Source organism: Microbacterium horticulturae (genome assembly GCF_029094505.1).
Lineage (GTDB): Bacteria > Actinomycetota > Actinomycetes > Actinomycetales > Microbacteriaceae > Microbacterium > Microbacterium horticulturae.
This window is the reverse complement of record NZ_CP119108.1, coordinates 3,018,857-3,031,939: the sequence shown is the minus strand read 5'-3', so window position 1 is coordinate 3,031,939 and position 13,083 is coordinate 3,018,857. Positions and strand designations below refer to the sequence as shown.

The 13,083-nt window shown below is 67.3% G+C and carries 14 protein-coding genes; 13 read left to right on the top strand and 1 reads right to left on the bottom strand.

Features of this window, described 5'->3' with window-relative positions:
- Positions 1 to 2: 2 nt before the first annotated feature.
- From PU630_RS14355 to PU630_RS14325, 7 genes are read left to right on the top strand one after another with little or no spacing between them, the layout of a single operon-like run.
- Positions 3 to 839, top strand: a complete 837-nt coding sequence (locus PU630_RS14355) for a carbohydrate ABC transporter permease (protein ID WP_275277737.1) — start codon at positions 3 to 5, stop codon at positions 837 to 839.
- A gap of 4 nt (positions 840 to 843) precedes the next feature.
- Positions 844 to 1,215: a nuclear transport factor 2 family protein gene (locus tag PU630_RS14350; protein ID WP_275277736.1), complete on the top strand. Its 372-nt coding sequence runs from the start codon at positions 844 to 846 to the stop codon at positions 1,213 to 1,215.
- Between the two features lie 11 nt (positions 1,216 to 1,226).
- The gene (locus tag PU630_RS14345; RefSeq protein WP_275277735.1) at positions 1,227 to 2,798 is read left to right on the top strand and encodes a GMC oxidoreductase; all 1,572 of its coding nucleotides are present in this window, start codon (positions 1,227 to 1,229) and stop codon (positions 2,796 to 2,798) included.
- Positions 2,799 to 2,828: 30 nt separating this feature from the next.
- The gene (locus tag PU630_RS14340) at positions 2,829 to 3,239 is read left to right on the top strand and encodes a C-glycoside deglycosidase beta subunit domain-containing protein (RefSeq protein ID WP_275277734.1); all 411 of its coding nucleotides are present in this window, start codon (positions 2,829 to 2,831) and stop codon (positions 3,237 to 3,239) included.
- Entirely contained in the window at positions 3,236 to 4,360 is a 1,125-nt protein-coding gene (locus PU630_RS14335) for a sugar phosphate isomerase/epimerase family protein (RefSeq protein WP_275277733.1), read from the top strand. Before PU630_RS14340 ends, PU630_RS14335 begins: the two co-directional genes overlap by 4 nt.
- Positions 4,357 to 5,565, top strand: a complete 1,209-nt coding sequence (locus PU630_RS14330; RefSeq protein ID WP_275277732.1) for a Gfo/Idh/MocA family protein — start codon at positions 4,357 to 4,359, stop codon at positions 5,563 to 5,565. The genes PU630_RS14335 and PU630_RS14330 overlap by 4 nt, the downstream gene beginning before the upstream one ends.
- Positions 5,566 to 5,595: 30 nt before the next feature.
- Positions 5,596 to 6,597, top strand: a complete 1,002-nt coding sequence (locus PU630_RS14325) for a sugar phosphate isomerase/epimerase family protein (protein ID WP_275277731.1) — start codon at positions 5,596 to 5,598, stop codon at positions 6,595 to 6,597.
- Positions 6,598 to 6,600: 3 nt separating this feature from the next.
- Here the strand turns inward: PU630_RS14325 and PU630_RS14320 are convergent, their stop codons facing one another.
- A complete protein-coding gene (locus PU630_RS14320) occupies positions 6,601 to 7,209 on the bottom strand; it encodes a TetR/AcrR family transcriptional regulator (protein ID WP_275277730.1) in 609 nt (202 codons plus the stop codon).
- 88 nt (positions 7,210 to 7,297) lie between these two features.
- Here PU630_RS14320 and PU630_RS14315 point away from each other — a divergent pair, with 88 nt between their 5' ends.
- The 6 genes from PU630_RS14315 to PU630_RS14290 are packed head-to-tail and all read left to right on the top strand — an operon-like array spanning position 7,298 to position 13,033.
- A complete protein-coding gene (locus PU630_RS14315) occupies positions 7,298 to 8,095 on the top strand; it encodes a TIM barrel protein (protein ID WP_275277729.1) in 798 nt (265 codons plus the stop codon).
- Between the two features lie 24 nt (positions 8,096 to 8,119).
- Positions 8,120 to 9,088: a sugar phosphate isomerase/epimerase family protein gene (locus PU630_RS14310; protein WP_275277728.1), complete on the top strand. Its 969-nt coding sequence runs from the start codon at positions 8,120 to 8,122 to the stop codon at positions 9,086 to 9,088.
- Complete coding sequence (locus tag PU630_RS14305) at positions 9,085 to 10,056, top strand: sugar phosphate isomerase/epimerase family protein (RefSeq protein ID WP_275277727.1); 972 nt, start codon at positions 9,085 to 9,087, stop codon at positions 10,054 to 10,056. The genes PU630_RS14310 and PU630_RS14305 overlap by 4 nt, the downstream gene beginning before the upstream one ends.
- A 1-nt stretch (position 10,057) precedes the next feature.
- Positions 10,058 to 11,320 (top strand): ABC transporter substrate-binding protein, encoded by a 1,263-nt coding sequence (locus tag PU630_RS14300; protein WP_275277726.1) that lies wholly within the window; start codon positions 10,058 to 10,060, stop codon positions 11,318 to 11,320.
- 53 nt (positions 11,321 to 11,373) lie between these two features.
- Positions 11,374 to 12,150: a nuclear transport factor 2 family protein gene (locus PU630_RS14295; RefSeq protein ID WP_275277725.1), complete on the top strand. Its 777-nt coding sequence runs from the start codon at positions 11,374 to 11,376 to the stop codon at positions 12,148 to 12,150.
- A 10-nt stretch (positions 12,151 to 12,160) separates the two neighbouring features.
- Entirely contained in the window at positions 12,161 to 13,033 is an 873-nt protein-coding gene (locus tag PU630_RS14290; RefSeq protein WP_275277724.1) for a ThuA domain-containing protein, read from the top strand.
- Positions 13,034 to 13,083: the final 50 nt, after the last annotated feature.

Below are 13,083 nucleotides of genomic sequence, written 5' to 3'. Positions count from 1 at the left end.
CCGTGTTCCGCTATACGAAGCGCACCGCTCTGCGTGAGATCGGACTATGGGTGCTCGCCCTGATCTTCCTGCTCCCGTTCTACTTCCTCATCGCGATGGCGCTGAAGCCCGACAGCGAGATCTACAGCACCTCGACGCTCGCGTGGCCGCAGCATCCGTCTCTTGAGAGCTTCGCGACGGCGCTGAACGGCCAGGGCAACGCCGACATCGTGCACGGTCTGATCAACAGCATCATCATGACCGCCGGGTCCATTCTCGGTCTGGTCCTTCTCGGTGCACTCACCGGCTACGTCATCTCGCGCAGCACGCGGCGATGGTCGCGCGGCGTCTACTACCTCTTCCTCGTGGCCATCGTGCTGCCCACGCAACTCGGCACCGTCCCGCTCTATATCGGCGCCCGCACGATCGGACTGACCGGCAGTGTCTGGGGCATGATCGTGCTCTACACGGGGATGCTGCTGCCACTGTCGATCTTCCTGTACGCTGGCTTCTTCCGCGGGCTCGGGACGGAGTACGAAGAGGCCGCCGCCATCGACGGCGCCAACCGTACGCAGATCTTCTTCCGCATAGTGCTGCCGCTGATGTCGCCGGCGACAGGCACCGTCGCGATCCTCGCGGGCCTCATCGTCTGGAACGACTTCTTCACGTCGCTGATCTTCCTGGGCGGATCGGAGAACCAGACGCTGCCGGTGTCGATGTACTTCTTCATCGGCTCGCTCGTCTCGAAGTGGAACTCCATCTTCGCGATCGTCATCATCTCGATGGTCCCGATCCTGCTGTTCTATCTGTTCGCACAGAAGAAGTTCATCCAGGGCTTCGCCGGCGGGCTCAAGGGCTGAGGCGATGGCAGACCAACGTGCCGCCTTCGAGCGGTTCTGCGACCTGTTCTACACGCAGAAGCGGGTGGCGGACGCCTTCGCCTTCCTCGTCGCCGACGGCTACCGGCAGCACAACCCGACGATTGCCGACGGGCCGGCCCCGGCGGTCGAGATGCTGACGCCGAAATTCGACGGCTCACCGGACGCGCGCTTCGAGATCCAGCGCATCCTCGTCGATGGGGATCTCGCGATGGTGCATGTGAAAGCCTCCAGGCCGGGTGCGCCCGACGCCGCCGTCGCAGACATCTACCGGTTCGAAGACGGTCGGATCGTCGAGCACTGGGACGTTCTGCAGCCCGTCCCCACGTACGCCGCCCACGACCACCCGATGTTCTGAACGGGAGAGCCATGAGTACACGCTCCTATCCGCACGACGTGGACGTCGTCATCGTCGGCAGCGGACCGACCGGCGCCGCCTATGCGCGCATCCTCAGCGAACGCGCGCCGCGCGCCCGCATCGCGATGTTCGAGGTGGGCCCGACGGTCTCCGATCCGCCCGGATCGCATGTGAAGAACATCGTGGATGCCGCGGCCCGCGCGCGCGCTCAGGAGCGCTCCGAGGGCCCGGGCGCGGGAGAGGCGACCGTGAACTCGCCCGGTGCCGTGAAATCGGGTGATCGACTCGCCCGGCCCGGCACGTACCTGCTGGCCGACGGCTTTCGACAGCCGGACGAGGACGGGCTGCCCGTCGCCGCGTTCTCGAGCAACGTCGGGGGCATGGGCGCGCACTGGACCGCGGCGTGCCCGCGGCCCGGTGACAGCGAGCGCATCGACTTTCTCGACGATCTCGACGAGCTGCTCGACGAGGGTGACCGCCTGCTCGGCGTCACCACTGACGCATTCGACGGCGCGCCCTACACCGAACTGGTCCGTGAGCGGCTCGCGGCGGCCGTCGATGACGGGCGCGCACCCGACCGCAGAGTGCAGCGGATGCCGCTGGCCGTGCACCGGCGCGCGGACGGCCGGCTCGTCTGGTCGGGGTCCGACGTCGTCTTCGGCGACGTGACCCGCGCGAATGAGAACTTCACGCTGTACGACGAATCGCTCGTGACGCGTGTTCTCGTCGACGCCGGTCACGCGGCCGCCGTGGAAGTACGCGATCTGCGCACCGGCGAGGCCCACACCGTGGGTGCCCGGTTCGTCGTCGTGGCCGCCGACGCGCTGCGCACACCGCAGGTGCTGTGGGCCTCCGGCATCCGTCCCGCCGCACTCGGTCGCATGCTCAACGACCAATCGCAAGTGGTCTTCGCTTCGCGCATCCGAGAGACGCCGCCGGGTGTGCCATCCGGCCCCGCCGGCCAGTCCGACGAGCACGATGTCGTCGGCGGCGCGCTCAGCGAGCAGAGCGGCGTCAGCTGGGTGCCGTTCACTGATGCCGAGCCGTTCCATGGGCAGATCATGCAGCTGGACGCATCGCCCGTGCCGCTCGCCGACGACGATCCGGCCGTACCGGGCTCCATCGTCGGTCTGGGCCTGTTCACTGCGAAGGATCTGCAGTGGGACGATCGCGTCGTCTTCGCCGACGATGAGACCGACTCGTACGGTATGCCGGCGATGCGCCTCCATTACCGGCTCACCGAACAGGATCACGAGGTGTTGGACCGTGCCCGCGCCGAGATCGTGCGGCTCGGGCACGCGGTGGGCGAGCCGCTCGACGAGCGCCCCTTCACGATGCCGCCCGGCGCGTCGCTGCACTACCAGGGCACCGTGCGCATGGGCGAGCGCGACGACGGGCGCAGCGTATGCGGGCCGGACAGCGAAGTGTGGACTGTCCCAGGCCTCTTCGTCGCCGGCAACGGCGTGATCCCCACCGCGACCGCCTGCAATCCGACCCTCACCTCGGTGGCGCTCGCGGTCCGCGGTGCGCGTCACATCGTCGCTGAACTCTTGCTTATGTCTAAATCCGACATTAAGCTGTAGAAACAAAGAATAAGTCTGAAGGAGGTCGCGGTGATTCCCGACCGCATCATCGAGCAGGGCACGCTCACGACCGACGGCACCCGTAGTGCTGTCGAGGTGCGCATCCCGTGGTATCGAGCCCTGCCCGGATCGTGCATCTCGGAGGTGTCGTTCTCCGTCGACGGCGTGCCGGCCCCCGCCGAGTCGTTGCGCTGGACCATGAACGGCCGCACCTTCCGCCTCGCCGACCTCGCCGACGACACCGAGCAGTGGTGGTTCCCGGTGGACTCGGCTGTCGTCTCCGGCGACATCCCGGTGACGATCGGCGCCGACGACCATCGGGTCGACGTCGAGCTCAAGCTCTACATCCCGTACATCGTCATCGATGGTGATCAGGTGCTGCGCATCGAGGAGCGCGACTCCAAGACGATGCCGGCGACGACGACGGAGGTGGCGGCATGAGCCTCGGCGCACCGATCCAGGGAGTCACGCTCTACAGCTTCACCCGCGCATTCCACGGGCGCGAGTACGACCTCGAGCAGCTGCTGCGCAAGGTCGCCGACGACGGGTACGGGCCGGGCCTGGAGATCGTCGGCTTCTCGAGCTTCCGCGGATTCCCCGCGATCGACGATGCGTTCGCCGAGCGTTTCCGTGAGCTCGTCGACGAGCTCGGGCTCGTGCAGACCTCGCTGGCCATCAACGCCGACATCGGCATCCACCGCGATCGTCTGCTCACCGACGACGAACTCATCGAATACATGCGTCCGCAGATCGAAGCGGCCGCCAAGCTCGGGTTCCCGATCGCCCGCGTGCAGATCTCGCTCGAGCCCGACTCGATGGAGCGCCTCGCACCGCTCGCTGAGAAGAACGGGGTTACGCTCGCGCTCGAGGTGCACGCCGACCAGTACGCGTCGCACCCGCGCATCCTCGCGCTGCGCGACCGGTACGAGAAGGTCGGGTCGCCTTTCCTGGGCTTCACCGCCGACTGGGGCGCCACCACGTCGGGGTTCGCCCCCTCGCTCATCGAGGCTTATCGGCGCCGGGGGGCCTCCGATGAGCTGCTCGCGCAGGTCGTGGCGCTGTGGGATGAGTTCTCGCAAGAGGGCCCGCCGGCCGATCAGGCCGACCACGGGCAGCGGTTCGGGCGGTTCATCGCCCTCGGTGCGCAGGGCGGCCGGCCCGATCTGGGCATCGACTTCGCTATCAACGGCACCGGTCTGTTCGGCCCTGCGCGTGTGGACGACTGGCTCGAGATCATGCCCTGGATCCGTCATATCCACGGCAAGTTCTTCGGTATCGACGAGACCGGCGAAGAGCCCTCGGTGCCGGTGCGCGACCTCATCCGACTGTTCGTGGAGAACGGCTACAACGGCGCGATCTCGAGCGAGTACGAGGGCTGGCACTGGAACAACTGGCAGAGCGCCTTCGAGATCGTCGGGGGCGAGCAGGCCGTGCAGCGGTCGGCGGCACGAGATGCCGGTTCGCAGATGGTGACGGATGCCGTCACCGCTCGCCCGCAACTCCACAGGTGGCTGAGCGAGCGAAGCGAGACGAAACCCACCACGACGGGAGCACGCGCATGAGCGACGGCAACGGTGCCCGGCGGCCCTTGCGGGTCGCTATGATCGGCTACGGATTCATGGGGGCGACCCATTCGGTGGGATGGCGCCAGGCGCCGCACGTGTTCGATCTTCCCGAAGGCGTCGAGATGGCGGTCCTCGTCGGTCGCCGCCCGGATGCGGTGGCGGATGCTGCCGCCCACTGGGGCTGGGCGGAGTCGGCGACGGACTGGCGTGAGGTGATCGGGCGTCCCGACATCGACATCGTCGACATCGTGACCCCCGGCGACGCGCACGCCGAGATCGCCATCGCAGCTCTCGACGCAGGCAAGCACGTGCTGTGCGAGAAGCCGCTGGCAAACTCGGTCGCCGAGGCCGAGGCGATGCTCGCAGCCGCCGAGCGCGCGGCCGGGCGGGGAGCCAAGGCGATGGTCGGGTTCACCTATCGGCGTGTTCCCGCCGTCACATTCCTGCGCGATCTGATCGCGCAGGGGGCCGTGGGCACGGTGCAGCAGGTGCGTGCCGCGTATCGGCAGGACTGGCTCGTCGATCCGCAGGCACCGATGGCGTGGCGGCTGCAGAAGGAGCACGCGGGCTCGGGGGCGCTCGGCGACATCGGCGCGCACATCATCGACATGACGCAGTTCGTGACCGGCCAGAGGGTCGAAGCCGTCTCGGGCACGGTCGAGACGATCGTCACGCAGCGCCCGCGGGCGGCTGCGGCGTCGGGCTTCACCGGCACGGCGGGCGAGGGGTACGACGAGGTCACCGTCGACGATGCGGCGATCTTCACGGGCCGGCTGTCGGGCGGCGCGCTGGTCTCGTTCGAGGCGACCCGGTTCGCGACCGGCCGCAAGAACGCTCTCACGATCGAGGTGTCGGGAGATCGCGGGGCTCTCGTGTTCGACCTGGAAGACCTCAACAGCCTGCAGTTCTATGACCGCACGGCGCCCGCGGATCGGCAGGGCTTTACGAAGATCCTGGTGACCGAGCCGCAGCATCCCTACCTGTCCTCCTGGTGGCCCGCGGGACATATGCTCGGCTACGAGCACGGCTTCGTCCACCAGGTCGTTGACCTCGTGCAGGCGATCCACGACGACCGCCAGCCACATCCGTCGTTCGCCGAAGGCCTCAGCGTGCAGCGGGTGCTCGCTGCGGTCGAGCGCAGCGCCGCGAACGACTCGGCCTGGGAGCGCACAGAGGTTCCGGCGCTCGCCACGGGCCATTGAGCGCAGACGAAACGCGAAGGAGCGAAGAAGATGACACGTCCGATCACGCTGTTCACCGGTCAATGGGCCGATCTGCCGTTCGACGAGGTGTGCCGACTTGCGGGTGAGTGGGGCTACGACGGTCTCGAGATCGCCTGCTGGGGCGATCACCTCGACCCGAACAGGTGGGATGACGACGCCTACGTGCAGGGAAAGCTCGATGTTCTCGAGCGCAACGGCCTGAAGGTGTGGACCATCTCGAACCACCTGAAGGGGCAGGCGGTGTGCGACGACCCCATCGATCAGCGTCACCGCGAGATCCTGCCCGACTCGGTGTGGGGCGACGGCGACCCGGAGGGCGTGCGGCAGCGTGCCGCCGAAGAGCTGAAGAACACGGCGCGGCTGGCCGCGCGGCTCGGTGTGAAGACGGTGACCGGATTCACCGGGTCGTCGATCTGGAAGTATGTGGCGATGTTCCCGCCCGCCTCCGATGAGATGATCGCGGAGGGGTACCGCGACTTCGCCGACCGATGGAACCCCATCCTCGACGTGTTCGAGCAGGAGGGCGTGCGCTTCGCGCTCGAGCCGCACCCGTCCGAGATCGCGTACGACTACTGGACGGCCAAGGCCACGCTCGATGCGATCGGGCACCGGAAGAGCTTCGGGTTCAACTTCGACCCCTCGCACTTCATGTGGCAGCAGCTCGACCCGGTGGCCTTCATCCTCGACTTCGCCGACGACATCTTCCACGTGCATGTGAAGGAATCGGTCACGAATCTCGACGGTCGCAACGGCGTGCTCGGCTCGCATCTGCCGTGGGCCAACCCGCGCCGCGGCTGGACGTTCGTGTCGACGGGGCACGGTGAGGTGCCCTGGGAGCCGATCTTCCGCGCCCTGAACGCGATCGGTTACACGGGCCCGACGTCGGTCGAGTGGGAGGACGCCGGCATGGAGCGCCTCCAGGGCGCGCCCGAGGCGCTCGGCTTCGTGCGCGACCTGAACGCCATCACTCCGCCGGAGGCCGCGTTCGACGCCGCGTTCTCGACGAAGTGAGGTTCACCGCGTCGTTCTGACGGCGACGCCGGTGAGCCGCTCGATCGCGGTCGCCAGTGCTGCTGCCGGGTGTATGGTGCCCGGCAGCAGCAGCGCCTGGAGCGATAGTCCGTCTTTCAGAGCGATGATCTCGCTCGCCAGCTCGTCTGCCGGCAGATGCGCGGGCAGTTCTCCCGCGATGCGCATCACCTCGAGCGCCTCGGTGAGGTTCGCCCGCAGACGCCCGTACAACGTGGCGAAATATTCGTGAGCGGGATGCCGCGGGTTGGTCGCCTCCGCTGACAAGACGGCGTACAGCTCCGTGAGGCCGGGGGTCTTCGCGTTCTCGGCGGTGATGTCGACGAGCGCCTGCAGCGGCGAGGTGGATCGGGCGATCGCGGCGGTGAACGCCTCGCCGTCGATCTGATCACGTCGTTCCAGGACCGCGGTGAGCAGCGCTTCCTTGCTGTCGAAATGATGGAGCAGGCCCGGCCGGGAGATACCGCACGCACGAGCGATCTCGGTGAGCGTCGCGGTGTGGAAGCCCGACTGGCCGAACGCGGCGATCGCTGCGTCGAGCAGCCGTTCGCGGCGCGCGCGCCCGGTCACGTATCCGTTGCTGCGGTCTGCCACGCGGCAATCAAATCACAGAATGAAAACGTTCACCGAAGTCGGTAATTAATACTTACGGAAGAGTCGGGATTCGTGCTACGGTCCCCGCATGACGTACCAACTGGCCCCGAACATCGAACTGCTCTTCACCGAGGCAGGTGACTACCACGACCGAGTGCGCGCCGCCGCGGCCGCGGGCTTCGACGCTGTGGAGATGTGGGGGCCGACCGGTGTCGACGCACCCGCGACGCCCAAGGATCTGCCCGCGCTGAAGGCGGCGCTCGAAGAGACCGGCACGCAGCTGACGGCGCAGCTCGCAGAGCCGCGCACGCAGTTCATGATCCCGCCGTGGGATCACTCGGAGTTCTTCCGCAAGCTCGACGAAGGCGTGGCCATCGCGCAGGATCTCGGCTGCCCGCGCATGGTCGTCGGCAGCGGTACCGGCTTCGGCGGCTGGAAGCGGCAGGTGCAGCTGGACAAGCTGGTCGAGATCTACCAGAAGGCGATCGCGCAGATCGACGGGTCGGGCATCACGCTCGCGCTCGAGCCCGTGAACGTGCGGGTCGACCACCCCGGTTCGCTGCTCGACCGCACGGCCGAGGCGGTGTACGTCGCGCGGGGAGTGGATTCACCGTTCTTCGGCGTGCTCTACGACATCTATCACTCCGCCGTCGAGGGCGAAGACATGGCCGCCGAACTGAAGAACGCCGCCGATGTGCTGGCCTACGTGCAGCTCGCCGACGCCCCCGGCCGCGGTGAACCGGGAACGGGAGAGCTGGACTGGGCCGAACGTCTGCGCATTCTGCGCACCGTCGGCTATGACGGGCCGATCGGCCTGGAGTACTACCCGACGCAGGAGTCCGCAGCATCCACCGCCCTCATCCGCGAGATCGCGGCAGCGGCCTGACCCGGCACCGGAAAGGAGATCGACATGGCCTGGAGCAAATGGTCGTACATGGATCACTGGGTGACGCAGACGCCCCAGGGGCCGTTGCCGCCGCAGTTCAACCGTGCGCACATGGACCGGTACCTCAAGCAGCTGGCGGCGGCCGGTTTCACCGGATTCGACACGTTCTTCTTCACCCTGCCCGCGCTCGCCGCGATGTACGGGTCGCTGCAGGGCTTCGAGGCGAAGCTGAACGAGGTCGGCATGGAGAAGATCACCGGCGTCTTCACCGCCTACCCGTCGGCGACGCCGTACACGGCACCGCACGTGCGTGAGACCCACGACCGGATCTTCGCCGACTCGCTGCGCACCGTGCAGGCACTCGACGGACTCGCCGTCGAGAACTTCATCGTCATGCCCTCGAGCACGTATCACCAGACCGAGCCCGTGACCGACGACAAGATCAAGGCCATGGCCGAGCTCTGGTCGCGGGTGGGCGCCATGACACGCGAGCACGGCATGAAGACGACGTGCCACTTCGAGTTCTGGGGTGCTGTGCGCACGCGCGAGCAGCTGGCCACGTTCTTCGACTACAGCGATCCGGAGGCGGTGTTCTTCTTCTGCGACACCGCGCAGCACACCATCGCCGGCGTCGACCCCGTCGAGCTGTTCCGCGAGTACGGCGACCGGTGCACGGGCTTCCACTTCAAGGACACGCACGACGTCGATCGGAATGAGGCCTACCGCACCCCACCCGACCCGGAGGTCATGTCGCCGGGGATCGACCGCTGGTTCTACGAGATGGGCACCGACGGCGGCCTCGTCGACTTTCCCGCGCTGATGAAGGAGATAGTGACGTCCGGCTACGACGGATGGCTGACGGTCGAGCACGACAAGGCCGACACGTTCGGGGGCAGCTACGCCGAAGCGACGTGTGTGGCCAAGTGGTACATCGACAACGTCCTCGCCCAGGCCCAGGCAGAGGTCGAGGCGACGGAAGGGGCGGCCCGATGAACGACGCACTCCGGTGGGCGTACGCCCTCAATCAGTGGAACTACCGCATGGACGTCTTCATCCGCCATGACCACCAGCAGCGCGCGCTCAAGACCGTGTCGGCGCTCGGCTTCGACCACATCGAGCTCGCCGCGGGCATGGGCGGACGCTGGGACAACATCGGCCGGCCGGAGGTGATCCTCGACAATCACGGGGATGCGGCGGGCTTCGGCCGCTTCCTCGCCGAGGCTTCTGTGCGTGGCGTCTCCAGCCACTTCTGGGACCCGGGGCTGCCCGCGGAGGAGACCGGATTCGCCTTCTTCATGCCGCTCGACCCGAGCCAGCACGATGCCATCGTCGCCGCCGCCGACCCCTTCATCGCATTCCTCGCCTCCGTCGGCGGGGAGCAGCTGGTGGTCCGTCCGGCTCCGTCGGCATGGATGACGGGGCCGCTCGACGACGGCGCGATTCGACTGCTCGGCTCATTGTGGAACCGCGTGGGCGCCCGGGCGCAGGAGGCCGGCGTCGGTCTCGCGCTGCACTACGACTGCCTTAGCGGCATCCACTCCCGAGAGCAGCTGGAGACGCTGCTCGACGCGACCGACCCGGCGGTGGTCGGTCTCGCCCTCGACACGGCCGAGTTCACGATCGGTGGCATCGACCCGATCGCGTTCTACCGCGACCACTCCGACCGCGTCACGCACGTTCATCTCAAAGACGTACGCGAGGCAGACACGGGCGAGGAGTACCTGACTCCCGGCGCCGAGCAGACGATGCTGCAGGGCGGGGCCGGGCGCCGCATCGAGCGCTGGTTCTACGAGCTCGGCACCGAGGGTGGCCGTGTGGGTGTGAAGGGCTTCGTCGCCGCCCTTCGTGAACGGCAGTACGCCGGCTGGGTCGTCGTGGAGAGCGACCACGCGGGCGAGCCCGCCGAGATGGCGATGCTCAACTCCTGGTATGTGCGACACGAACTCGGTCAGAAAGGCTGAAATGAACCACTTCCGACACCCTCGTGCGATCGGCATCGGCGCCGTCGCAGCGGGCGCGCTGATCCTTGCGGGCTGTTCCGGCTCCGGGGGAGGCGCAGCGACCGGCGACGAGGAGTTCTCGCTCGCCTACGCCGTCAGCAACAGCGCGGTCACGAGCCCTTACAAGGTGCTCGCCCAGACCTATATGAAGGCGCACCCCGACGTCAAGATCACGACCAACGAGATCCCGCTCGACTCTTACGGTCAGACCCTCACCACACAGCTCAATGCCGGCAGCTCGTCGGACGCGTTCCAGGCGGCGCCCGGCGTCGGGCAGACGTACAGCATCGTCACCCTCGCCGAGAACGGGCTCCTCGCGCCGCTGGGGCCGTCGGCCGAGGCCGTCATCCCGGCCGGCTCGAAGTCGCAGCTGCAGGTCGACGGCAAGACCTATGGGACCGCGCTGGGGCTCACCTTCGTCGGCACCGTCCAGAACAACACCACTGCCGAGAAACTGGGCGCCACGGCCCCGACCGAATGGGACGCGCTGCTCTCCGAGTGCGGGTCGCTCACCCAGCAGGGGGCGTCGATGTATGCGCTGGCGGGAGGCATGCCGCCGAACACCGGCCTCATGGCGCTCGTGATCTCCGCGACGCGCGTGTACGCGGCGGACCCGACCTGGAACGAAGAACGTGCCTCCGGCACGGTCACGTTCGCCGACAGCCAGGGCTGGAAGGACACGCTCCAGGCGGTCCTCGACATGAAAGACGCGGGTTGCTTCCAGAAGGGCGTGCAGGGCGCCGGCTTCGACGCCATCACCAACGGCATGCTGCAGGGGACCTCGGTGGCCGCGTTCGTGCCCGCCAACAGCGCGTCGGATCTCAAGCAGAACGCAGCCGATCAGACCTTCTCGATCAACGCATTCCCGCCTGCCGCCGGTGGCGAGCCGTACGCGATCGCCGGCGCGGATTACGCGATCTCGCTGGCAAAGTCGTCGAAGCACGCCGACGCGGTGAAGAAGTTCCTCGACTGGGCGGCCACGAAGGAGGGGCAGAAGACCTTCGCCGATGCGGCAGGCTCGCTTCCCGTCGGCAGTGACCTCTCCGGAACGATCTACGCACCCGTCGCCGACATCGTCGAGGCGAAGCACTACATGCCGCTCCCGAACTCCAGCTGGGCGAACGCGGCGGTCTACGACGCGCTCGGGTCCGGCGTGCAGGGGCTGCTGACGGGGCAGCGGACGATCGACGACGTCTTGAAGGCGATGGATGCCGCCTGGAAGTGAGTGCACCGCGGGTCACTTGCGAATCAGAACCAATTCCACGAAGGAGAAACACCATGTCTGACACCGTCGTCAGCACCGCCGACCTGACCGCTGAACTCGCACGTCTGCGCGAGGAGGTGGCGATCGTCCGCTCTCTCGCTCGCCGCGCTGCCGACCGCGGCGAGATCGAGAACCTGTTCAGCCGCTACATGCACCTGCACAACGCCTTCGAAGACGAGCAGATCATCCCGCTGTGGGTGGCTGAGGGCACCGAAGGGATCCGCGCCCGCTATACCAACGCGGGCCAGTACACGACGTGGGAGAGCGTCGTGCGCTACCACCGCGGGCGCCCGCATCCCGAGGGCAAGCTGATCCTGCACACCACCTCGACGCCGGTGATCGAGGTGGCCGGCGACGGCGAGACCGCCAAGGGCGTCTGGCTCATGGCGGGTACCGAGTCGGGACTGACCGATCCGGAGGTCGCGAAGGCCTTTCCCGACATGTACTCGGAGGGCGAGGTCCTCGGCCAGAAGGTCTGGGCACACTGGGTCTGGTGCAAGTACGCTATCGACTTCCTGCGTCAGGACGGCGAGTGGAAGATCTGGAAGTTCCGTTGCTATGAGCTGGCGCGTGCACCGTTCGACGAGAACTGGGTGAGCTTCGGGCTGAAGAATCAGGCGGCGTTCGATCTCGACCTCATGTACTTCGGCGAAGACGGCAAGCCGGTCTTCATGCCGCCGGCCGACGAGCCGGTCCCGACCGAGAATCATCCGTACAGCCCGACGTCGGTGCAGCGGCTCGATCCGGTGCCACCGGTGCCGCACGAGACCTTCTCCGATACCTTCCGGTAGGAGCGCGACCATGCCCGAGATACTGAACGTTCTCATCCTGTCGGGACACATGACCCGCGAGCACGACAACGAGGTGCGCAGCTTTCGTCAGCACAACGACTGGCTGACCACGCTCCTCGAGAACACGGGGCGCTTCCGCGTCCGCGTCGTCGAAGACCCGCGCGGTCTGGGCGCCGAGATCATCGACAAGTACGACGTCGTGCTGGTCGTGTTCGAAGGGCGCGACGGCTACCACGACAAGGCGATCGGCTTCGGGGCCGAGACCGACGCGGCGCTGCTGCGATTCGTCCACGACGACGGCAAGGGCATCGTCTGGTTCCACGGGTCAGCGGCGCAGGAGGACTCCTGGGGCTACCCCGAGGAGTACAACGTCATGCGCGGGGCGAAGCTCAGCGCATGGGAGACCGGCCTCCGGCCCCGGCCGTGGGGCGAAGCGCAGCTTGACACGGTCGAGCCGCGGCATCCCATCACCGAGGGAATCAGCGCGCGCTGGACGGTGGCCGGTGACGACATCCTCACCGGGGTCCAGCTCTACGACGGGGCGCAGGTGCTTCTGACCACCTTCGACGATCTCGAGTCCTACGAGAACGCGCCTGTCTGGCCGATGTCGCACTACCCCGTCGACATTCCTCCAGAGGGCATCGCGGCGCTGCCGGGGATGAACACCGACCAGCCCATCGCGTGGATCAACGAGTACGGCAAAGGTCGGTCGTTCACGATCACTATCGGGCACGACATCGACACGTTCCGACGGATCGAGTTCATTCGGATGTTCCCGCGCGGCGTCGAGTGGGCGGCCACCGGCGACGTGACGCTCGAAGGTCCGGATCGCCGGGGCGAGCGCCGCTTCTTGCCGTGGCCCTACTACAACCTCGAGGGGTGATCGGGGGCGTCCCTCGTCGAGGTGGGGGTTCGCTCGGCGAGGGGCGCGGG

Excerpts from the sequence above, each read along its gene's own strand:
- PU630_RS14330 (WP_275277732.1), top strand. The coding sequence starts at position 4,357 with ATGAGCGACGGCAACGGTGCCCGGCGGCCCTTGCGGGTCGCTATGATC.
- PU630_RS14350 (WP_275277736.1), top strand. The coding sequence starts at position 844 with ATGGCAGACCAACGTGCCGCCTTCGAGCGGTTCTGCGACCTGTTCTAC.
- PU630_RS14345 (WP_275277735.1), top strand. The coding sequence starts at position 1,227 with ATGAGTACACGCTCCTATCCGCACGACGTGGACGTCGTCATCGTCGGC.
- PU630_RS14290 (WP_275277724.1), top strand. The coding sequence starts at position 12,161 with ATGCCCGAGATACTGAACGTTCTCATCCTGTCGGGACACATGACCCGC.
- PU630_RS14335 (WP_275277733.1), top strand. The coding sequence starts at position 3,236 with ATGAGCCTCGGCGCACCGATCCAGGGAGTCACGCTCTACAGCTTCACC.
- PU630_RS14310 (WP_275277728.1), top strand. The coding sequence starts at position 8,120 with ATGGCCTGGAGCAAATGGTCGTACATGGATCACTGGGTGACGCAGACG.
- PU630_RS14325 (WP_275277731.1), top strand. The coding sequence starts at position 5,596 with ATGACACGTCCGATCACGCTGTTCACCGGTCAATGGGCCGATCTGCCG.
- PU630_RS14315 (WP_275277729.1), top strand. The coding sequence starts at position 7,298 with ATGACGTACCAACTGGCCCCGAACATCGAACTGCTCTTCACCGAGGCA.
- PU630_RS14300 (WP_275277726.1), top strand. The coding sequence starts at position 10,058 with ATGAACCACTTCCGACACCCTCGTGCGATCGGCATCGGCGCCGTCGCA.
- PU630_RS14305 (WP_275277727.1), top strand. The coding sequence starts at position 9,085 with ATGAACGACGCACTCCGGTGGGCGTACGCCCTCAATCAGTGGAACTAC.
- PU630_RS14295 (WP_275277725.1), top strand. The coding sequence starts at position 11,374 with ATGTCTGACACCGTCGTCAGCACCGCCGACCTGACCGCTGAACTCGCA.